Annotated in this window: 18 protein-coding genes; 13 read left to right on the plus strand and 5 right to left on the minus strand. The window is 57.1% G+C overall.

Translation table 11 applies throughout. From position 1 onward, the window contains the following. Positions 1 to 104: 104 nt before the first annotated feature. Both dps and rhtA read right to left on the minus strand, forming a co-directional pair. Positions 105 to 608: a DNA starvation/stationary phase protection protein Dps gene (gene dps, locus ACNY69_RS02130; protein ID WP_111140566.1), complete on the minus strand. Its 504-nt coding sequence runs from the start codon at positions 606 to 608 to the stop codon at positions 105 to 107. A gap of 324 nt (positions 609 to 932) precedes the next feature. Then, the gene (rhtA, locus tag ACNY69_RS02135) at positions 933 to 1,847 is read right to left on the minus strand and encodes a threonine/homoserine exporter RhtA (protein WP_111140565.1); all 915 of its coding nucleotides are present in this window, start codon (positions 1,845 to 1,847) and stop codon (positions 933 to 935) included. A 368-nt stretch (positions 1,848 to 2,215) separates the two neighbouring features. Between rhtA and ompX the strand changes: the two genes are divergently transcribed. Next, complete coding sequence (gene ompX, locus ACNY69_RS02140) at positions 2,216 to 2,728, plus strand: outer membrane protein OmpX (protein WP_111140564.1); 513 nt, start codon at positions 2,216 to 2,218, stop codon at positions 2,726 to 2,728. Between the two features lie 226 nt (positions 2,729 to 2,954). On the opposite strand, the gene ACNY69_RS02145 is transcribed toward ompX, so the two are convergent. Beyond that, the gene (locus tag ACNY69_RS02145) at positions 2,955 to 3,146 is read right to left on the minus strand and encodes a hypothetical protein (RefSeq protein WP_111140563.1); all 192 of its coding nucleotides are present in this window, start codon (positions 3,144 to 3,146) and stop codon (positions 2,955 to 2,957) included. A 252-nt stretch (positions 3,147 to 3,398) separates the two neighbouring features. On the opposite strand from ACNY69_RS02145, the gene mntR reads away from it, so the two are divergent. From mntR to ACNY69_RS02180, 7 genes are all read left to right on the plus strand, one after another. Beyond that, positions 3,399 to 3,857, plus strand: a complete 459-nt coding sequence (gene mntR, locus ACNY69_RS02150; RefSeq protein WP_003850512.1) for a manganese-binding transcriptional regulator MntR — start codon at positions 3,399 to 3,401, stop codon at positions 3,855 to 3,857. 20 nt (positions 3,858 to 3,877) lie between these two features. Beyond that, entirely contained in the window at positions 3,878 to 4,987 is a 1,110-nt protein-coding gene (locus ACNY69_RS02155) for an SLC13 family permease (RefSeq protein ID WP_418797236.1), read from the plus strand. Between the two features lie 149 nt (positions 4,988 to 5,136). Beyond that, entirely contained in the window at positions 5,137 to 6,282 is a 1,146-nt protein-coding gene (locus ACNY69_RS02160) for an HlyD family secretion protein (RefSeq protein ID WP_111140561.1), read from the plus strand. Further along, complete coding sequence (locus ACNY69_RS02165; RefSeq protein WP_111140560.1) at positions 6,279 to 7,847, plus strand: DHA2 family efflux MFS transporter permease subunit; 1,569 nt, start codon at positions 6,279 to 6,281, stop codon at positions 7,845 to 7,847. Before ACNY69_RS02160 ends, ACNY69_RS02165 begins: the two co-directional genes overlap by 4 nt. A gap of 1 nt (position 7,848) precedes the next feature. After that, positions 7,849 to 9,378 (plus strand): efflux transporter outer membrane subunit, encoded by a 1,530-nt coding sequence (locus ACNY69_RS02170; protein ID WP_111140559.1) that lies wholly within the window; start codon positions 7,849 to 7,851, stop codon positions 9,376 to 9,378. 859 nt (positions 9,379 to 10,237) lie between these two features. Then, positions 10,238 to 10,639: an H-NS family histone-like protein gene (locus tag ACNY69_RS02175; RefSeq protein ID WP_111140558.1), complete on the plus strand. Its 402-nt coding sequence runs from the start codon at positions 10,238 to 10,240 to the stop codon at positions 10,637 to 10,639. 177 nt (positions 10,640 to 10,816) lie between these two features. Beyond that, the gene (locus ACNY69_RS02180) at positions 10,817 to 12,409 is read left to right on the plus strand and encodes an ABC-F family ATPase (protein WP_111140557.1); all 1,593 of its coding nucleotides are present in this window, start codon (positions 10,817 to 10,819) and stop codon (positions 12,407 to 12,409) included. Positions 12,410 to 12,693: 284 nt separating this feature from the next. On the opposite strand, the gene moeB is transcribed toward ACNY69_RS02180, so the two are convergent. Together moeB and moeA are read right to left on the minus strand one after the other, a co-directional pair. Next, the gene (moeB, locus tag ACNY69_RS02185; RefSeq protein WP_418797239.1) at positions 12,694 to 13,452 is read right to left on the minus strand and encodes a molybdopterin-synthase adenylyltransferase MoeB; all 759 of its coding nucleotides are present in this window, start codon (positions 13,450 to 13,452) and stop codon (positions 12,694 to 12,696) included. Further along, the gene (moeA, locus tag ACNY69_RS02190) at positions 13,453 to 14,688 is read right to left on the minus strand and encodes a molybdopterin molybdotransferase MoeA (RefSeq protein ID WP_418797241.1); all 1,236 of its coding nucleotides are present in this window, start codon (positions 14,686 to 14,688) and stop codon (positions 13,453 to 13,455) included. Between the two features lie 255 nt (positions 14,689 to 14,943). Between moeA and ACNY69_RS02195 the strand changes: the two genes are divergently transcribed. Genes ACNY69_RS02195 through gsiD form a run of 5 tightly spaced genes read left to right on the plus strand, consistent with a single transcriptional unit; the run spans position 14,944 to position 21,234 of the window. Beyond that, positions 14,944 to 15,903: an isoaspartyl peptidase/L-asparaginase family protein gene (locus ACNY69_RS02195; RefSeq protein ID WP_111140554.1), complete on the plus strand. Its 960-nt coding sequence runs from the start codon at positions 14,944 to 14,946 to the stop codon at positions 15,901 to 15,903. Between the two features lie 9 nt (positions 15,904 to 15,912). Continuing rightward, a complete protein-coding gene (locus ACNY69_RS02200) occupies positions 15,913 to 17,769 on the plus strand; it encodes a dipeptide ABC transporter ATP-binding protein (RefSeq protein ID WP_418797243.1) in 1,857 nt (618 codons plus the stop codon). Between the two features lie 54 nt (positions 17,770 to 17,823). Continuing rightward, positions 17,824 to 19,356, plus strand: a complete 1,533-nt coding sequence (gene gsiB, locus ACNY69_RS02205) for a glutathione ABC transporter substrate-binding protein GsiB (RefSeq protein WP_293773840.1) — start codon at positions 17,824 to 17,826, stop codon at positions 19,354 to 19,356. Positions 19,357 to 19,402: 46 nt separating this feature from the next. Continuing rightward, the gene (gene gsiC, locus ACNY69_RS02210) at positions 19,403 to 20,332 is read left to right on the plus strand and encodes a glutathione ABC transporter permease GsiC (RefSeq protein ID WP_111140551.1); all 930 of its coding nucleotides are present in this window, start codon (positions 19,403 to 19,405) and stop codon (positions 20,330 to 20,332) included. Then, on the plus strand, positions 20,329 to 21,234 hold the full coding sequence (gene gsiD / locus ACNY69_RS02215; protein ID WP_111140550.1) for a glutathione ABC transporter permease GsiD: 906 nt from the start codon (positions 20,329 to 20,331) through the stop codon (positions 21,232 to 21,234). The genes gsiC and gsiD overlap by 4 nt, the downstream gene beginning before the upstream one ends. The last annotated feature ends 2 nt before the right edge of the window (positions 21,235 to 21,236 follow it).

The raw sequence follows: 21,236 nt of genomic DNA on the forward strand, positions 1-21,236 counted from the left end.
AGGCTGTGAAGCAGAGGAGGGAAAAACTGTTAACAGGGTCATAAAATGCGGTAACGCAGACGTAAAAAAGGCGGATTTCCCCGCCTGATAGCTTCTGCTTACGCTTATTCAATGTTGGCTTCGATGAACCACAGGAATTTATCCAGGTCACGTGATGCCGCGGTGAAGATGTCAGCGGTATCTTCATCTTTGACTTCGTCGATCGCTTTGCGGGTGTCGTTAGCCACGACGCTGTAGCGGTCGGCCAGCGCTTTCAGGTGATCCTGAACGCTGTGAATATTCAGCGGATAGCTTTTCAGCGGGGTCTGGTCGTTAACCACCTGAGTCGTACCCAGTGCCACGCCGCCCAGCTGAACAACACGTTCTGCAATGGTATCCTGGTGATCGGTGATGGTGGTGCGGAAACCATCCAGCATCTCATGCACACCGATAAAGTTGGCACCGCGCATGTTCCAGTGCGCCTGCTTAGTGATCAATGACAGATCGATAAATTCGACAACCAGACGGTTCAGCACCGCAATCGTGGCTTTCTTTTCTTCATCGCTCACGTCGTTGCGGGTGTAAATCAGGTCGGAAGATTTAGTTTTAACCAATTTAGCGGTACTCATCGTTTCAGTCCTCTCTTTGATGGTTGTCCTAATCAAGTACCGGATAAGTATAGCAGCGCTTTTCGGTTTTGCAGGAACGGCTTCAACGATGACTGAAATAGCGTATTTCTTTACTCAGGACGCCGCGGAATCCGTAAGGTTAACTATTTGTTAAAATATAATAGCCTGTTTTATGTAATCAAATCAAAGCGTTATATTTAGTTGTCGCGTAAGAGTAAATGTCTGTTTCAAATAGAAAAAGTCGTTGAGGATGCAGAGGCGGGAATAATTCTCATGATAATCATGATTGTTATTCAGCCCATCGGCGGGATGGGCTGAAAGGCGTTATTGAGGTTTATCGTCTGATAATTCAACGCTGTTTAACTGGCTCTTTTTGGGTCGCATCGTCAGCGTTGATCCGGCCGACGCGGCAATGATCGCCAGCAGGGCAAGCCACTGCAGCGCAGTCAGGGTCTCACCCAGAAAGAGCATACCTGAAAAGGCGGCCATCGCCGGCTCCAGGCTCATCAGCGTGCCAAAGATACGCGCCGGTAAGCGGGTCAGTGCAATCATCTCCAGAGAGTAGGGGATGGCACTGGAGAGCAGAGCAATCAGCAGGGCGAGCGGCATGACTTCCCACTGCCAGAGGCCACTTTCTGCGAAAAACACGCCCAGCGGCACAAAAATCACCGAAGCGATCAGTGAACCGAGGGCGACCGTGGCCGGGCCATGCTCTGCGCCCGCCCGCTGACCTGCCAGAATATAAACCGCCCAGCAGGCACCGGCGCCGACGGCCAGCGCCGCGCCCAGCGGATCGATTGCCGTCATGTCGGAGCCAAACGGCAGCAGAAACCATAAACCCGCCACAGCGAGCAGCACCCAGATGAAATCCAGCGGCCGGCGCGACCCAAACAGCGCCAGCGCCAGCGGGCCGGTAAATTCCAGCCCGACGGCAACACCCAGCGGCACGGTGCGGATCGCCAGATAGAACATAAAGTTCATTCCACCTAATGCCACGCCATACATCAGCAGCGGCAGACGCTGTTCCCGCCGGAAGTGCAGACGCCAGGGTTTGAAGATGACGCAGAGAATCAGGGTGCCAAAGGTCAGACGCAGCGCGGTAATGCCGGTGGCCCCGACGGCGGGAAAGAGGCTTTTCGCCAGCGACGCGCCACCCTGAAGCGACAGCATCGCGATCAGCAGTACGGCCACAGGCATCACTATCGGGGTAAGATTTTTAGAAGCGGGAGAGGCAGACATCCTGTGTACTTTTCCTGGTCATCGACATAGTGAGAGAGCCAGTGTAAAGGAAATAACGAACAAAAAATCACAGTTTTGCGTTTTAAATTTGCGTTAACTGTACGATTTTTAGTCAGGATCAGGGCCATCAAGGTAAAGAAATGTCAGGATTTTTTAGGAATTTACTTAAAGCACGAAATGAGCACAAAATGATTGTTGCAGGAAGATGACGGATTTTATAAGAAAAATGAATGACATAGGATGTCGCATTAACTTCCTGTTACACCAAACATTCTATTAGACAACAAAATCCGGGCAGAGTTTCTCGCTATTTTTTGTTATATTTTTAGCGTTGTCAGGAGAGAAGTACTTTCACATTTGAGGTGGTTATGAAAAAAATTGCATGTCTTTCAGCATTAGCCTGTGTACTGGCAGTATCTGCAGGTTCAGCAATGGCACAGAGCACCGTAACTGGTGGTTATGCTCAGAGCGACTATCAGGGCGTGGCTAACAAAGCTAACGGCTTCAACCTGAAATACCGCTACGAAGACGGTTCTAACCCACTGGGCTGGATCGGTTCATTCACCTACACCGAAAAAGATCGCACTGACGCTGGCGTATACAACAAAGGTCAGTACTACGGTGTGACGGGTGGTCCTGCTTACCGTCTGAACGACTGGGCAAGCATCTACGGTGTTGTAGGTATCGGCTACGGTAAATTCCAGCAGAACGATACTGCATCACGCGCTAAAACTGATTCAAGCGACGTAGGCTTCTCTTACGGCGCAGGCCTGCAGTTCAACCCAATCGAAAACGTTGCACTGGATGTGGGCTACGAGCAGAGCCGTATCCGCAGCGTCGACGTGGGTACCTGGATTGCTGGCGTAGGTTACAGCTTCTAATCTTAGCTGACCTGCCAGAAAACGGCCCCTTGCGGGCCGTTTTTTATTGCCTGCAATTTATGTCCGCCTCTGGCGCGCACCGCTTTTTCCCTGTGCTACCTCAACGTACTTTTTGGACGTGACTGTGCCGCCGCTGAACGCGTTACCTTGTGCACTGAGAAAGAAATCTGAGAATGAGAAAGAAGAGGGGCCTCTCAGCCAGGGGCTGAAAGGCGCTGAATCATGCTTAGCCGCGCCAGATCAGATTCTGACAGCGGGGGTCGGCAGGCTTATGGCCCAGCAGTTTTTCAATCAACATCAGACGCAGTGTAAAGGGGGAACGCGTCAGCAGGCAGAGCCAGGATTTCATCTCTGTGGATGTTTTCTTCTCCATCTGGAAGCATTTGCTGCAATCCAGGCAACATTTCAGGGTGCTCATAGAATCACCTCCCAATCATTGTCGACGCAATCGTCAGCAGCCGGGGTGAGAGACATGCTCAACACCATTGTTACCGGGGATCCCGCAGGATCGTCGTTTTGCTGCTTACATTATCATCAAATATAGCACTGGCTATATCCCTTAGCCAAGGCTAATGACGAAAAATTTGAGCTTCTTTGCGGCTGGTTTACAATAAGCGCAGCTAAATCCGTACAGCCGCAGTCGTACGGAAAATAATAATGAGGAAACTTAATGAGTCGTCGTGCTAAGAGCGTGGTTTCTGCGCCGAAAGGACCACTGAAAGATATTGAAGAGCATGTCGAAGGGTTTCGGCAGGTGCGCGAAGCGCATCGTCGCGAGTTAATTGATGACTACGTTGAGTTAATCTCTGATTTAATTGGCGAATTTGGCGAAGCGCGTCAGGTTGATATGGCGGCCCGTCTGGGCGTTTCGCAGCCTACCGTAGCAAAAATGCTGAAACGGCTTGGCAGCGCCGGGCTGGTTGAGCAGGTGCCTTACCGCGGCGTCTTTCTGACCAGTGAAGGCGAAAAGCTGGCGGAAGAGAGTCGCGCCCGTCACCATATTGTGGAAAGTTTTCTGCTGGCGTTGGGCATCAGCCCTGAAACGGCCCGACGCGATTCAGAAGGTATTGAACATCACGTCAGTGATGAAACTCTGGCTGTATTTAAGAAATTCTCCGAAACCCGCTAACGCTAAGGCGTACCCTCATCATGCCTCAACTGCTTCGATCTTTTTTGCATGACTCAATTTTGCATTTATTAATCGTGATTGGTGTTGTTCTGGCATGTCTGGCGGATTTTCGCTGGGCTGATCTGCCGGGCGCCGTAGACTGGCACACCATTATTACGCTCACCGGCCTGTTAATTCTGACTAAGGGGCTGGAAACCAGCGGCTATTTTGATGTGCTGGGAAGCCGGCTGATTGCACGTTTCCGTCACGAACGGGCGCTGGCACTGTTTATGGTGCTGGCGGCGGCGCTGCTCTCTACCTTTCTGACCAACGACGTGGCGCTGTTTATCCTGGTGCCGTTAACGCTGACGCTGCGCAAGTTTTCGCATCTGCCGATTTCGCGTCTGATCATCTTTGAAGCGCTGGCGGTGAATGCCGGATCGCTGCTGACACCGGTCGGCAATCCGCAGAATATCCTGTTATGGAGCCACGGCAAACTCAGCGTGATCGCGTTTATCGTGCAGATGCTGCCGCTGGCCGTCTGGCTGCTGCTGAGTCTGGTGGTGTTGACCTGGTTCAGCTTTTCAAAGCGTTCGATTGATAAACATGACAACCCGGAACAGCCCCAGTGGCAGAAACCGCTATTTATCGTCAGCGTGGCTCTCTATCTGCTGTTTATCGCCGGACTGGAGCTCGAAATCACAGGCTGGATCCTGCTGCTGATTCTGGCCACTTTCCTTGTGATGGCCCGTCCGGTGCTGATGCGCATCGACTGGAGTCTGCTGGCGGTGTTTATCGCCATGTTTATCGATGTCTTCCTGCTGACGCGCCTGCCGGTGATGCAGGCTCATTTTGATGCGGTGTCACACTTTGGTCAGGGACAACTCTACCTGCTGGCGATTGGCCTGTCGCAGGTGATCAGTAATGTGCCCGCGACCATTCTGCTACTGCAAAAAGTGCCGCCAACGGATCTGCTTGCCTGGGCGGTTAACATTGGTGGTTTCGGTCTGCTACCGGGATCGCTCGCGAATCTGATCGCCCTGCGAATGGCGAAAGATCGGGCCGTCTGGTGGCACTTCCATCTCTTTTCCCTTCCTCTGCTGGCCTGGTCAATGGCCAGCGGCTGGCTGCTGCTGCGGCTGCTCAATTAGCACTGACACGTCCTGCCACCCCGCACAGGTGGCAGGATGTGCGCCATTTCTCAAGTTTCGTAAAGTTGCGCTGGATTTTGTCAGTTTCCGATATAAGGTTAACAGGACCTTTATGCCCGGAATCAGGGCCTTAGCCAGTGATGGAAACTATGAGCGAGAACAAGCAACGCGATCCACACCAGCAGGACGCAGATAACGAGACGGAGAACAACTCTCAGTCAGACGATAATCAGGACAACGACCAGCAGCCGGAGCGTAAACGCCCCGGTAAAAAGCCGCTGATTATTCTGGCGGTAGTGGTGGTGATTATGCTGATTGTCGGCTTCTGGTTCTGGTTTGCTAACCGGAATCTGGAAACCACCGATGATGCTTTCACTGAGGGCGATGCGGTGACCATTGCGCCTAAAGCGTCTGGCTACGTCGTGAAGTTACTGGTGAACGATAACCAGCGGGTGAAGAAGGGCGATCTGCTGGTAGAGATCGATCCCAGCGACAACCGTGCCCAGCGTGAACAGGCGCAGGCGCAGCTCGGTCTGGCCGTGGCGCAACTGCATCAGGCGCAGGCGCAACTGGCCCTGTCGCGGGTTCAGTATCCGGCGCAGCGCGATCAGGCGCTGGCTGAGCAGGCGAAAGCTGAGGCTAACCTGCTTAACGCGCAGGCGGATTACCGTCGCCAGCGCGGTGTTGATCCCCGGGCCACAAGCCAGCGCAATATCGACAGCGCCTCTGCGCAGTTACGTTCGGCGCAGGCGCAGCTCCAGAGCGCCAAAGCGCAGGTCGAAGTCGCCTCTCAGGTTGCCCTGCAGATTCGTCAGCAGCAGACCAATGTTGAAGCGCGTCAGCAGCAGGTTGAGCAGGCGAAAGCCCAGCTGAGCACCGCCGATCTCAATCTCTCTTACACCCAGGTGCGTGCGCCCTATGATGGGTTCATCACCAAACGTAACGTCCAGCTGGGTACGCTGGTGCAGGCGGGCTCCTCGCTGTTTTCACTGGTTTCACCCGATATCTGGATCACCGCGAATTTTAAAGAGTCGCAGCTGGAGCGCATGAATCCGGGCGACAAAGTGGAAATCAGCGTGGATGCCTGGCCGGACATGAAGCTGGAAGGGCATGTCGACAGCATCCAGATGGGGTCCGGTTCACGCTTCTCCACCTTCCCGTCTGAAAACGCTACCGGCAACTACGTGAAGATCGTACAGCGCGTGCCGGTCAAGATCGTCATCGACAAAGGTCTGGACCCGAACCATCCGCTGCCGCTGGGCCTCTCTGTCGAACCTAAGGTCACAGTGGAATGAGTACGGCGCAGAGCTGGAAACCCGCCAGCAATCCGTGGTTAGTGGCGATCACGGTGACGCTGGCGGTGTTTATGGAGATCCTCGACACCACCATCGTTAACGTGGCGCTGCCGCACATCGCCGGTTCACTCTCCTCCAGTTACGATGAGTCAACCTGGGTGCTGACCTCCTATCTGGTGGCGAACGGCATCGTCCTGCCTATCTCTGCGTTTTTCAGCCGACTGTTTGGCCGGAAACAGTTTTTCCTGATCTGCATCGTGATGTTCACCATCTGCTCTTTCCTGTGCGGTATCGCCACCGAACTGTGGCAGATCATTCTGTTCCGTGTGCTGCAGGGCTTCTTCGGCGGCGGTCTGCAGCCGGTTCAGCAGTCCGTGCTGCTGGACTACTTTAAGGCGGAGGATCGCGGCAAGGCCTTTGGTCTCTCCTCTATCGCCATTATCGTTGCGCCGGTCATCGGCCCGACATTAGGCGGCTGGATCACCGACAACTACAGCTGGCGCTGGGTATTCTTTATTAACATTCCGGTGGGCGTGCTGACGGTGCTGGCGATTTATCAGCTGCTGGAAGATCCGCCGTGGGAGCGTAAATGGGCCAAAGGCAAACTGAATATCGATTATATCGGTATCGGTCTGATTACCCTGGGGCTGGGCTGTCTGCAGGTGATGCTGGATCGCGGCGAGGATGAGGACTGGTTCGGCTCACACTTTATCGTTCTGTTTGCGGTGCTGGCGCTGGTCGGTATCGTCGGTGCGATCTACTGGCTGATGTATGCCCGCAAACCGGTGGTTGATATCCTGGTGATGAAGGACCGCAACTTCTGGGTCGCCGGGCTGCTGATGGCGGGTATGGCGATGATTCTTTATGGCAGCTCCGTGGTGCTGCCCCAGCTGGCGCAGCAGGATCTGGGGTATACCGCTACCTGGTCAGGTCTGGTGCTCTCGCCGGGTGCGATACTGATCGTTCTGACCATCCCGCTGGTCCTGAAACTGATGCCAGTCGTGCAGACGCGCTACATCATCGCCTTTGGTTTCAGCTGTCTGGCAATGGCGTTTTTCTACTCCTCGACCCTGACGCCGGATGTGGATTTCACTACGCTGGTGATGATGCGCAGCGCGCAGTCTATCGGACTGGGCTTCCTGTTTGTGCCGCTGACGACCATCGCCTTTATCACCATCCCGCAGCGGCTCAACGCTGACGCCTCGGCGCTGTTCACCATGTTCCGTAACGTGGCAGGATCCATCGGGATCTCGCTCTCAACGGCGGCAATTACAGAGCGCGAACAGGTACGGTCGGCTCACATGGTGCACAACATGACGCCACTGAACGAGCCGTTCAACATTACGCTGCAGCACTGGGCACAGGCGATCCGTGACTTTACTTCAGCGGTGGGCGATCCGATTACGCTGGCCACCGGTCAGCTCTATAAGGAGATGATCGTCCAGTCGCGCATTCTCGCTTATATCGATGTCTTCTCAGGCCTGAGTATTGTCGCCCTGATTTTGATTCCATTTTGTTGGCTGCTGTCGCCGATTAAGAGCGAAGGCAGTGCAGGAGCACATTAACATGAAGGTTTTTTACTCTCATCGCCTGAAACCCCTGAGCCTTCTGCTCGCCCTGGTGCTGGCGGGGTGCGCCGTCGGACCGGACTATCAGGCGCCGAAACCGGTGGTGCCGGGAAGCTATCACGGCTTGGATTCACAGGAGGGGTCGAAGCCGCAGACCCGCGCGATCAACACCCGCTGGTGGCGCAGCTTCAACGATCCGCAGCTCGACAGCCTGATCGAACGGGCAATAGCGGGCAACCTGAGCCTGCAACAGACGGTACTGCGCATTGCCGGTGCGCGTGAACAGCTGACACAGGCGCAGGGCAGCCTGTTCCCCAGCCTGGGCGGCTCAGCGAAGGTGACGCGTCAGCAGCTCGGGCTGAAAGGATTACTGGAGGCCAATGGTGCAACCGACCAGCTGGACAGCAGTGTGGCCAGCCAGCTTAACGGATTAACCCAGCCGGTTAACCTTTACCAGGGCAGTTTCGATGCCAGCTGGGAGCTCGATCTGTGGGGCAAAGTACGCCGCCAGGTTGAGGCTGCCAATGCTCAGCAGCAGGCGGCGATTGAGCAGCGTAACGACGCGCTGGTTTCACTGGAGGCGGAAGTGGCGCGCGCCTGGCTACAGCTGCGCGGCGCGCAGAGCACCATTCAGACGCTGCAGCAGCAGATTGATGTGGCACAGCAGACGACCGAGCTGACCCGGAGTCAGCAGCAGAATGGTCTGGCTCCGCTGACTGATGTAGAAAATGCGCGTGCCCAGCTCAGTTCGCTGCAGGCGCAACTGCCGCAGTATCAGTCACAGGCGCGGCAGGCGATGAATGGATTAGCGGTATTGCTCGGGAAAACGCCCGGAGCGCTGGATGCAGAGCTCGCGACCCCGAAAGCCCTGCCGACGCTGCCACAGTTTGTGCCGGTGGGCATTCCCGCCACGCTGGCCCGGCGTCGGCCCGATATTCGTCAGGCTGAAGCGACCTTGCATGCACAAACCGCGGAGATCGGGGTTTCTGTGGCGCAGCTTTTCCCGAGCCTGTCGCTGACCGGGCAGCTTGGGGTCCGCAACACCGACGTCAGTTATCTGGATAACTGGAGCAGCCATTTCTACAGTTACGGTCCATCGTTATCGATACCCATCTTCCAGGGGGGACAGCTGGTATCGAGCGTGAAGCTGGCGCGGGCGCAGCAGGCCAGCGCCGCGCTGGAATATCGGCAGACGGTTCTGACGGCGTTGCAGGATGTGGAGAACGCGCTGGTGAGCTACCGCGCCGATCAGCAGCGTGTTACGGCGCTGGATGAGACTACCGGCGCCCTGCAGCGCACCTTCGATCTTGCCAGCGACAGTTATCGTCAGGGGCTCTCCACCTTCCTGGAGGTGCTGGATGCGCAAAGGCAACTCGCCCAGGCGCAGGAGCAGGCGACACAGGCACGGATGCAGAGCGCGCTCGACCTTGTGGCGCTCTATAAAGCCCTGGGTGGCGGCTGGGAAACCTATCAGAACGTTGATATGCCGCAGTTCCCGGTCTTTGGCCCGGCCACGCAGGCGAATTAATCTTCTGGCGGTCGCGGCTGACAGGCCCTGACCGCCCGACCTCCTTCGCTTCACTCTCCCCGCTGATTTTCCAGGTTATTCTTACGCGAGTATTGATCTAACCTGTTGAATAAAGGGCCATCTCAGTGCAACTGCCCCGGCAGGTGACGAAAAATAACGCCGTGTAACGCACCCGTTTATTATCCGTCTCTGCCGCCCGGATTTATTTTTAAGTCACCGGCCTGTGTCGATTCAGGATTTTGAACCCTGTCACTTTTCTGAATTTATTTGCCTGAAGATTTGTTCAGTGCGCCTTAAGACTCCGTGAAGAGGAAGCCTGGCGCTATTCGTTCTGCGGCACCGGATGCGACTGTTATTGTCCTGCTTAGCAAACTGCGAATAATCTGACCCTGCCGGAAACCGCAGCGGCAGGAAAAAGTTAACAGGCGGTAAGTCGTATTATAAAAAAACCGCACAGCGTTAATTCTTTTGCGCTATTTACCGGCAGCGGGGGCGGTTTTTTAAGCATAATATGTAAGGTATTGTGACTGAGATCGCGTTTGCTACGCTTTTTTTATCGGTGCAGGCCGGGCCGTTGCACGAAATATTCTGGCTGCGCAGCCCGCTTTTTGCCACGCCGTTTTAAGACCCACAGGCGGGATAAAGAGGCTGAAATCGTTTTCAATCCCGGAGCAGAAACGCAGTTCGTTGTTAATTAGCCGTTAATAAAACGTCAGGCCAGCGCGATTTTAATAGTCCTGTTTCAGCGCAATTAATAGTTAAGAATTATCTGTAGCGTAAAAATAATTTATTTTTTTATTTGAATTAGGTAGTCTTGGCGCTACAGTTTTATTAACCCCCCTTAATCAAGGACATTGTGATGAGTGACGCATTTAAGGTTCTGAACAATATTCGCACATTACGTGCCCAGGCTCGTGAACTTCCACTTACCGATCTCGAAGAGATCCTGGAAAAATTAACCGTCGTTGTTACTGAACGCCGTGAAGAAGCAGAAGCGGAAGAGACGCAGAATCGCGAAAAAGAAGAAAAGCTGTCGAAATATCGCGAAATGCTGCTGGCTGACGGCATCGACCCTAATGAATTATTAGGCGCGCTGGAAAGCGGAAAAAAACGTACCAAGCGTGCGCCGCGTCCGGCTAAATATTCTTACACCGACGAAAACGGTGAGCAGAAATCCTGGACGGGTCAGGGCCGTACCCCGGCAGCGATTAAAAAAGCGCTGGATTCCGGCAAAACCCTGGAAAGTTTCCTGATCGATTGATCGACACAATCCTTGTAAGCGGGAGCCGGGGGGCCACAATGGCCTCCCGGCTTTTTTATTTCTGCCGGGATATCAATCGCCCCGCGAGGAATCCACGCCTGGCGCTGGCGTGCGCTGCGTCACATCTGGCATAATAGCCGCCGTTTTTTCATCCATTTCTTCACAAAGGTCAATGCCGTGTTAGTTAGCAGCAATATCACCATGCAGTTTGGCAGCAAGCCACTGTTCGAAAATATCTCCGTTAAATTTGGCGGCGGTAATCGTTACGGTTTAATCGGTGCGAACGGCAGCGGAAAATCCACCTTCATGAAGATTTTGGGTGGCGATCTGGTGCCGACAGGCGGCAACGTCTCTTACGATCCCAATGAACGCATTGGTAAGCTGCGTCAGGATCAGTTCGCCTTCGAAGAGTTCAGCGTTCTCGACACCGTTATCATGGGTCACCATGAATTATGGGAAGTGAAGCAGGAGCGCGACCGTATCTATTCTCTGCCGGAGATGAGCGAAGAAGAGGGATATAAGGTTGGCGATCTGGAGGCGCTTTACGGTGAGATGGATGGCTACAGTGCCGAGTCTCGCGCCGGTGAGTTATTACTCGGCGTGGGCATTCCGGTTGAGCAGCATTATGGCCCGATGAGTGAAATTGCGCCGGGCTTTAAATTACGTGTGCTTCTGGCGCAGGCGCTGTTTTCGAATCCCGATATTTTGTTACTCGATGAACCGACGAACAACCTGGATATCGATACCATTCGCTGGCTGGAGCAGGTGCTGAACGAGCGTGACAGCACCATGATTATCATTTCGCATGACCGTCACTTCCTTAATATGGTCTGCACGCACATGGCCGATTTGGATTATGGCGAGCTGCGCGTCTATTCCGGTAATTATGACGAATATATGACCGCGGCGACCCAGGCGCGTGAACGTCTGTTAGCCGATAACGCCAAGAAAAAAGCGCAGATTGCCGACCTGCAATCGTTTGTCAGCCGCTTTAGCGCCAACGCCTCTAAATCACGTCAGGCGACATCACGCGCTAAACAGATGGATAAAATTAAGCTGGATGAAGTCAAAGCCTCCAGTCGTCAGAACCCGTTTATCCGCTTTGAGCAGGACAAAAAATTGTTCCGTAATGCGCTGGAAGTGGAAGGAATAACCAAAGGGTTTGATAACGGTCCGCTGTTTAAAAATTTAAATCTGCTGCTGGAAGTGGGTGAAAAGCTGGCGATCATCGGGGCGAACGGTATTGGTAAATCGACACTGCTGAAAACGCTGGTGGGTCAGCTTACGCCGGAGAGCGGCAGCATTAAATGGTCAGAGAATGCGCGTATTGGTTATTACGCTCAGGATCACGCCGACGATTTTGCTAATGACCTGACGGTATTTGACTGGATGAGTCAGTGGAAGCAGCCCGGCGATGATGAGCAGACCATTCGCGGTATTCTGGGGCGTCTGCTGTTTTCCCAGGACGATATTAAGAAGCCGGCGAAAGTGCTGTCGGGTGGTGAAAAGGGTCGTATGCTGTTCGGTAAGCTGATGATGGAAAAACCGAACATCCTGATTATGGATGAGCCGACCAACCACCTCGATATGGAGTCGATTGAATCGCTCAATATGGCGCTGGAGATGTATGAAGGCACGCTGATCTTTGTTTCGCACGACCGTGAGTTTGTCAGCTCGCTGGCAACCCGCGTGATCGAGCTGAAAGAGGATCGTGTGATCGACTTCACCGGTAATTATGAGGATTACCTGCGGAGTCAGGGCATCGTCTGATGAAAACGGGGTGGCGCGGGCCACCCCGTTTTTTTTGGCTGATGAGTGGGGCAGCACAGGCTTTTCCCGGTTTAGTTGACCCAGGCTGAGCAATCGGCTGCTCCTGTGCGGGCTTCAGGAAGCATACGCCTTCCGCAAAGACGCAGTAGCGCCATCCCTGGCCCGCTATGCTTTTCTTCAGGCGTATGCTTCCCTGGCTTTGGACATTGAGCTGGCTGAAAAGGGCAGTGCGGGCGATGACATATCCCATCCCTGAGTTGCGCCTGTGGCCGGGCCCACGCAGGTTAAGCCCCATTGCCACAGACTTCACAGTGCGCGTCCTGCGCCACCTTCATGCTGCGGAATTCCGCGCTCATGGCATCGTACATCAGCAACCGGCTGGTGGCGGGTGAGCCAAAGTCGGTCAGCACCTTAATCGCCTCCATCGCCTGCATCGCGCCGACGACACCCACCAGCGGCGCCATGACCCCCGCTTCCACGCAGCTCAGCGTTTGCTCGCCAAACAGGCGGCTGATGCAGCGATAGCAGGGGGTGCCGGGCTGCCAGCTGAATACGCTAATCTGACCTTCCATCCTGATCGCCGCACCGGACACCAGCGGAACCTGCTGCTGACGACAGAGCCGGTTAAGCTGTTCGCGCACCGTAACGTTGTCGGTGCAGTCCAGCACCACCTGCTGTCGGGCAACCAGCGCCAGCAGAGCCGCATCGTCCAGCTGCCCGTTGATCGGATTGAGCTGGCAGTGGGGATTGATGGCGGCCAGACTCTGCGCGGCTGAATCCACTTTGGCACGGCCGATATCGGCATCATGATGCAGGATCTGCCGTTGCAGGTTAGAGTGCGAGACGGTGTCAAAGTCGAGCAGCGTCAGGTTGCCGACACCGGCCGCCGCCAGATAGGGCGCAGCGGCACAGCCCAGTCCACCCAGTCCGACGATAAGGGCATGACTCGCTTTCAGCCGCTCCTGCCCGTCAAAATCGAAGCCGCGCAGGACAATCTGCCGGTTATAGCGCAGCATCTCCTCATCGCTTAATTCGGGCAGCATTTACGCCTCCAGCAGGGTGTTGAACGGTTCCACCTCTACCCACTCACCCGGTTCCACGTTGCCGCGTTCCCGTTCCAGCACAATGAAGCAGTTTGCCTGAGCGAACGAGCTGAAGACGTGGGAACCCTGCATGCCGGTGGTTTCCACTTCCGGTTCACCCCGGGCGTTCTGCCGCAGGATGCCGCGCTGGAAGTCGAGCCGGCCCGGTGATTTTTTCAGGCGCGAGATGCACCGTACTTTCTGACGCGGCGGCAGAGCCGGTTTCTGCTGGCCGGTGAGGGTGGCAAGCAGCGGCTGCACCAGCTGATAGAAGGTGACGGCGGCAGAGACCGGATTGCCCGGCAGACCGCAGAACCAGCTGCTGCTGAGGCGGCCAAAGGCAAAGGGCTTACCGGGTTTGATCGCCAGTTTCCAGAAGCTGATGGCGCCCAGCTCTTCCAGCATACTTTTAGTGAAATCCGCTTCACCGACGGAGACGCCGCCGGTGCTGATCACCACATCCGCCTGCCGATCCGCCTCTTTAAACGCGGCGCGAAGCGCGGCGGGATCGTCTTTGATGATGCCCATGTCGATCACGTCGCAACCCAGCTTCTGCAGCATCAGCGACACCGCAAAGCGGTTGGTGTCGTAAATCTGGCCTTCCGCCAGCGGTTCACCGACCGGCCGGAGTTCATCACCGGTGGAGAAAATCGCGACCCGCAGTTTTCGCAGCACGCTGACCTGGGCGATGCCGAGCGAGGCGAGCAGCGGCAGCTCTGCTGCGCCCAGGCGCGTTCCCGCCGCCAGCACCACGTTGCCGGGCTGAATATCGTCACCCGTCAGGCGGATATTCTGTCCCGGACGCACCGGGGCGGTAATCACAATCGCGTTGCCCTCGGTTTCGGTCTGCTCCTGCATCACCACCGCTTCACAGCCTGCGGGAACCGGCGCGCCGGTCATAATGCGGATCACGCTGCCCGCTGGCCATTCACCGCTGAACGGAGCGCCGGCAAAGGCTTTTCCTGCCACGGGGAGCGGCTGACCGCTGCTGGCGTCGGCCAGCCGGACGGCGTAACCATCCATCGCGGAGTTATCAAAGGGTGGCACAGCAATCGGGGAGGTGACGGCACTGGCCGTAATACGGCCGGCGGCCTCCGCCAGCGTCACGCTGAGCGAGTCAGTGATGGGCGTCAGCTGTGACAGCATTTTTTGTTGCGCCTCCTCAAGGGAGATTAAACCTGCGGTAAAACTTTCCATGAACAGTCCAGCCTGGTGGTTTCAGATGCTGCCTATTATGGTGGGAATTGGCCGCTGAGTCACATCGGTGTCGGCCTGATGCCGCTGTTGTTATGGCAAAAATAACCGGGATGGTAAGAAAAGGTTATAACCCCGGGGAGAGTTTCCGCTTTACAACACTTAGCAGGCTTCCTATAGTCAAAATCCACCCAAAAAAGATGAAACTCATTTTAAATCAGTGTTTTTCGTCCGGATGCAACCACAGGACAGAGCCTTATGGTCAATGCAGTGATCGCCATTCATGGGGGCGCAGGTGCCATCACGCGCTCAGCAATGAGCGCCGAAAAGGAGCAGGCATTTCGTCAGGCGTTACAGGATATCGTCACCCAGGGGCAGCAGATCCTGGCGCAGGGCGGCAGCGCACTTGATGCGGTGACTGAGGCGGTGCGTCTGCTTGAAGAGTGTCCGCTGTTTAACGCCGGAAAAGGCGCGGTGTTCACGCATCAGGGCACGCATGAACTGGATGCCTGCGTGATGGATGGCCGGACGCAGAATGCGGGCGCGGTCGCGGGCGTCACGCGGGTGCGTAACCCGGTGCTGGCGGCGCGCGCGGTGCTGGAACACAGCGAGCATGTGCTGTTTATCGGCGAAGGCGCTGAGCAGTTCGCCCTGGCACAGGGACTGGAGCCGGTGGCGACTGACTTTTTCTCGACGCCGGCGCGCCGGGAGCAGTTACAGCGCGCTCTGAACAGTGATGCTGCGGTGCTGGATCACGATGGCGTCGCGCACAGCGATGACCCACTCGACCCGGACCGCAAGTTTGGCACCGTCGGCGCGGTGGCGCTGGATCTGGCGGGCAATCTCGCCGCAGCCACCTCGACGGGCGGCATGACCAATAAGCAGGCCGGACGGGTCGGCGACTCGCCCCTGCCGGGTGCGGGTTGCTATGCCAGCAACGACAGCGTGGCCGTCTCCTGTACCGGCACGGGCGAAGTCTTTATGCGTACGCTGGCCGCCTACGATGTTGCCGCGCAGATGCGCTACGCCGGACGCTCGCTGCAGCAGGCCAGCGTCAATGTCATTCATGACAGCGTGCTGGAACTGGGCGGCAGCGGCGGGCTGATAGCCGTGGATCGCGCTGGCAACGTGGCGCTGCCGTTTAACAGTGAAGGCATGTACCGGGCCGTGGCGCGGGTCGGCGAAGCGGCGGACGTCGCTATCTATCGCGAAAATTAAGGAGCTGAGATGAGCGACAGGCAAACGTTACCGCCGCTGGCACCGGATCAGGTGCTGGCAGTGCGCGATCTCAGTGTGCGCTTCCGGCACGAAAGCAGCGTGACGGACGCGGTGCGTCACCTGTCGCTCGATCTGTTTCGCGGCGAAACGCTGGCGCTGGTGGGGGAGTCCGGTTCCGGGAAATCAGTGACCTCGCTGGCGCTGATGCGCCTGATTGAGCAGGCGGGCGGAAGCGTCAGCGGCGATGTCCGGCTGCGCCGTCGCAACGGCGAGGTGCTGGATCTGATGCGGGCTTCTACCGCTCAGATGCGGCGGGTGCGTGGCGCAGACATGGCGATGATTTTTCAGGAGCCGATGACCTCGCTGAATCCGGTCTTCTCTGTGGGCGAGCAGATCGCCGAATCAATCCGGCTGCATCAGGGGCTGAGTCACGCCGGGGCGCTGGCGGAGGCGCGCCGGATGCTGGACCTGGTGCGCATTCCCGATGCGCAGCGTGTCCTGTCCCGTTTTCCGCATCAGCTGTCGGGCGGGATGCGCCAGCGCGTGATGATCGCGATGGCGCTCTGCTGCAAACCGGCGCTGCTGATTGCCGACGAGCCGACGACCGCGCTCGACGTGACGATTCAGGCGCAGATTCTGCAACTTATTCGCGTACTGCAGAAAGAGATGCAGATGGGCGTGATTTTCATCACGCACGATATGGGCGTGGTGGCCGAAATGGCGGATCGGGTGCAGGTGATGTATCGCGGCAACGTAGTCGAAAGTGCCCCGGTCGCCGATCTGTTCAGCGCCCCGCAGCAGCCCTATACCCGGGCGCTGCTGGCGGCGGTGCCAAAGCTTGGCTCAATGCAGGGCCAGCCTCTGCCAGCCCGATTCCCGCTGCTGCACGGCAACGCGGCGGATGAGCCCCCTCAGGACACCGTCCGTCGCCAGCAACCGCCCATCCTGCAGGTGCGCGATCTGGTCACCCGTTTTGATATTCGCGGCGGCCTGCTGAATCGAGTAAAAAGCCGGGTTCACGCCGTGGAAAAAGTCAGTTTTGATCTCTATGCCGGTGAGACGCTGGCGCTGGTGGGGGAGTCGGGCTGTGGTAAATCGACCACCGGACGATCGCTGCTGAAGCTGGTGGCCAGCCAGGGCGGCACCCTGACATTTGATGGACAGCGGATAGACCACCTCTCAGGGGCGGCGCTGGCACACCTGCGGCGCGATATTCAGTTTATTTTTCAGGATCCCTACGCCTCGCTCGATCCGCGGCTGACGGTTGGCTTTTCGATTATGGAGCCGCTGCTGGTACACAAGGTGATGCCGCGCCGCGAGGCCGAACAGCGTGTCGCCGCGCTGCTGGAGAAGGTCGGACTGCTGCCGGAGCACGCTCAGCGCTATCCGCATGAATTTTCCGGCGGACAGCGTCAGCGCATCTGTATTGCCCGCGCGCTGGCGCTGAACCCGAAAGTGGTGATCGCTGATGAGTCTGTTTCCGCGCTGGACGTGTCGATTCAGGCGCAGATTATTAATCTGATGCTCGATTTGCAGCGTGAGCTGGGCATCGCCTTCCTGTTTATTTCTCACGATATGGCGGTGGTGGAGCGTATCAGCCATCGCGTGGCGGTGATGTATCTCGGTCAGATTGTCGAGATGGGGCCGCGTCAGGCGGTGTTTGAGCGGCCTCAGCACCCCTATACCCGAAAACTCATGGCGGCCGTGCCGGTAGCCGATCCGGCTCACCGGCGTCGTGAACGAGCCTTACTGGTCGATGAGATCCCCAGCCCGATCCATGCGTTAGGGGATGAACCTGAAGTGGCGCCGCTGATAGAGGTGGCTCCGGGCCATTTCGTCGCCCGCCATGTTATCAGCGCGACCTGAACAGTGACGATGTCGCCCCGGCGACCAACCCGACAGGGATTACAGGAGAACAAGATGCAGATGACGATGCGTAAAGGGGTAGTGGCGGCTGGCGTGTTGAGCGCAATGACCCTGCCCGCCTGGGCAGCACAGGATGCGGTGATTGCCGTGGCCTCCAGCTTCACCACCCTCGACCCCTATGATGCCAACGACACGCTGTCGCAGGCGGTGGCGAAATCTTTCTATCAGGGACTGTTTGGCTTCGATAAAGAGATGAAGCTGACCAATGTGCTGGCAGAGAGTTATCAGGCGAGCCCTGATGGCCTGACCTACACCATAAAATTGCGCCCGGGCGTGAAATTCCAGGATGGCACCGACTTCAACGCGGAGGCGGTGAAGGTCAACCTCGACCGCGCCAGCAACCCGGACAATCACCTCAAGCGCTATAACCTGTTTAAAAATATCGCCAGCACGGAAGTGGTGGATCCGACCACGGTGAAGGTGACGCTGAAGACGCCATTCTCTGCCTTTATCAACAACCTGGCGCATCCGGCGGCGGCGATGATTTCGCCTGCCGCGCTGAAGAAATATGGCAAAGAGATCGGTTTCCACCCGGTGGGCACCGGCCCGTTTATTTTCGACACCTGGAACCAGACCGATTTCGTTAAGGTGAAGAAGTGGGATGGCTACTGGAAGAAAGGCTATCCGAAGCTGGACAGCATCACCTGGCGTCCGGTGGTGGACAACAACACCCGTGCCGCGATGCTGCAGACTGGTGAGGCGAACTTTGCTTTCCCGGTGCCCTATGAGCAGGCGAAGCGTCTGGAGAGCAACAGCAAGCTCGATGTGGTGACCACGCCGTCCATTATGCAGCGCTACATCAGCCTGAACGTGACGCAGAAACCGTTCGACAATCCAAAGGTCCGTGAAGCGCTGGAGTACGCCATCAACCGTCAGGCGCTGGCGAAAGTGGCCTTCTCCGGTTACGCCACGCCGGCCACCGGCATCGTGCCGCCCGCCATCGATTTTGCCCAGACCTATCCGGCCATCAGCTACGATCCGGCCAAAGCCCGGGCGCTGCTGAAAGAGGCGGGCTATCCGAATGGCTTTGAAACGACGCTCTGGTCGTCCCATAACCACAGCACCGCGCAGAAAGTGTTGCAGTTCACCCAGCAGCAGCTGGCGCAGATTGGTGTGAAGGTAAAAGTTACGGCGATGGATGCAGGTCAGCGTGCCGCCGAAGTGGAAGGCAAAGGCCAGAAAGAGAGCGGGGTGCGGATGTTCTACACCGGCTGGTCTGCATCCACCGGTGAGGCGGACTGGGCCCTGACGCCGCTGTTTGCGACCGCGGCCTGGCCACCGGCGATCTTTAATACCGCGTTTTACAGCAATCCAAAGGTCGACAAAGATCTGGCCGATGCGCTGAAGACCACCGACCGGGCAGAGAAAGCGCGCCTCTATAAAGACGCACAGGACACCATCTGGCAGGACCATCCGTGGATCCCGCTGGTGGTCGAACAGCTGGTTTCTGCCAACAGTAAAAACCTCAGTGGTTTTTATGTGATGCCCGATACCTCATTCAATTTCGATGAGGCCACTCTGAAGTAACGGAGCCGGCCAGCCCGTGTGGCTGGCCGCAGCTGCAGGATGTTACATGCTTAACTATTTTCTCAAACGGCTCTTAGGGCTGATCCCCACGCTGCTGATTGTGGCGGTGCTGGTGTTCCTGTTTGTCCATCTGCTGCCGGGCGATCCGGCACGTCTGATTGCCGGACCGGAAGCCGATGCCTCGGTGGTGGCGCTGGTGCGTCAGGAGCTGGGGCTGGATCTGCCGCTGCCGCAGCAGTTCGGGCACTTTATGCTGAACGCGCTGCAGGGCGATTTTGGTCAGTCGATGGTTTCGAAGCGGCCGGTTGCCGAAGAGATCGCCACACGCTTTATGCCGACTCTGTGGCTGACGCTGGCCAGCATGGTCTGGGCTGTGATCCTGGGTATGGCTATCGGCATCATCTCCGCCGTCTGGCGTAACCGCTGGCCTGACCGGCTGGGCATGACGCTGGCGGTGTCGGGCATCTCCTTTCCCGCCTTTGCGCTGGGGATGCTGCTGATGCAGGTCTTCTCAGTGGAGCTGGGCTGGCTGCCCACCGTCGGGGCGGAGAGCTGGCAGCACTACATCCTGCCCTCCATTACCCTGGGTGCGGCGGTGGCGGCCGTGATGGCGCGCTTTACCCGCGCCGCCTTTGTCGAGGTGATGCAGGAAGATTATATGCGTACCGCCCGGGCCAAAGGGGTCCGGGAGTCGCTGGTGGTTGTGAAACATGGCCTGCGCAACGCCATGATCCCGGTGGTGACGATGATGGGGCTGCAGTTCGGCTTTCTGCTGGGCGGCTCGATCGTCGTCGAAGTGGTGTTTAACTGGCCGGGTCTGGGGCGTCTGCTGGTGGACTCGGTGGCGATGCGCGACTATCCGGTGATTCAGGCCGAAGTGCTGCTCTTTTCGCTGGAGTTTATTCTGATCAATCTGTTTGTCGACATGCTCTATGCGGTGATCAACCCCGCTATTCGCTTTAAGGAGTCGCGATGAAAAACTGGCGACGTGAAGCGGCACTGAAAACGATGCCGCCCATCGCGGAGAACCGGGTGCGTACGCCGTGGCGTGAGTTCTGGCGGCGCTTCAGGCGTCAGCCGGTGGCGATGCTGGCGGGAGCCTTTGTCCTGCTGCTGATTGTCCTGGCAGTGATCGCGCCGTGGATTGCCCCTTATGATGCAGAAAACTACTTCGATTATGACCGGCTTAATGACGGGCCGTCGCTGATGCATCTGTTTGGCGTCGATTCACTGGGGCGCGATATCTTCAGCCGGGTGCTGGTGGGTACGCGCATCTCCCTGATTGCCGGCTTCTTCTCGGTGGTGATCGGCGCGCTGATTGGCACGCTGTTCGGGCTGCTGGCAGGCTATTACGAAGGCTGGTGGGATCGCATCACCATGCGCATCTGCGACGTGCTGTTTGCCTTTCCCGGCATCCTGCTGGCGATTGCGGTGGTGGCAATCATGGGCAGCGGCATGAGCAACGTGATTGTGGCGGTCGCGATTTTCAGTATCCCGGCCTTTGCCCGTCTGGTGCGCGGCAATACGCTGGTGCTGAAGCATCAGACCTATATCGAGTCGGCGCGCAGTATCGGGGCCTCAGACTGGACCATTCTGATGCGCCATATCCTGCCCGGCACCGTCTCGCCGATCGTGGTCTATTTCACCATGCGGGTCGGCACCTCGATTATTACGGCGGCCAGCCTGTCGTTTCTCGGCCTGGGGGCGCAGCCGCCCACGCCGGAGTGGGGCGCGATGCTCAATGAGGCGCGGGCCGACATGGTGATCGCCCCGCACGTCGCCATTTTCCCCAGCCTGGCGATCTTCCTCACTGTTCTGGCATTTAATTTACTCGGCGACGGGCTGCGCGACGCGCTTGATCCTAAACTGAAACGATGACA

Origin of the sequence: Pantoea graminicola (genome assembly GCF_048452665.1) — a bacterium.
Lineage (GTDB): Bacteria > Pseudomonadota > Gammaproteobacteria > Enterobacterales > Enterobacteriaceae > Pantoea.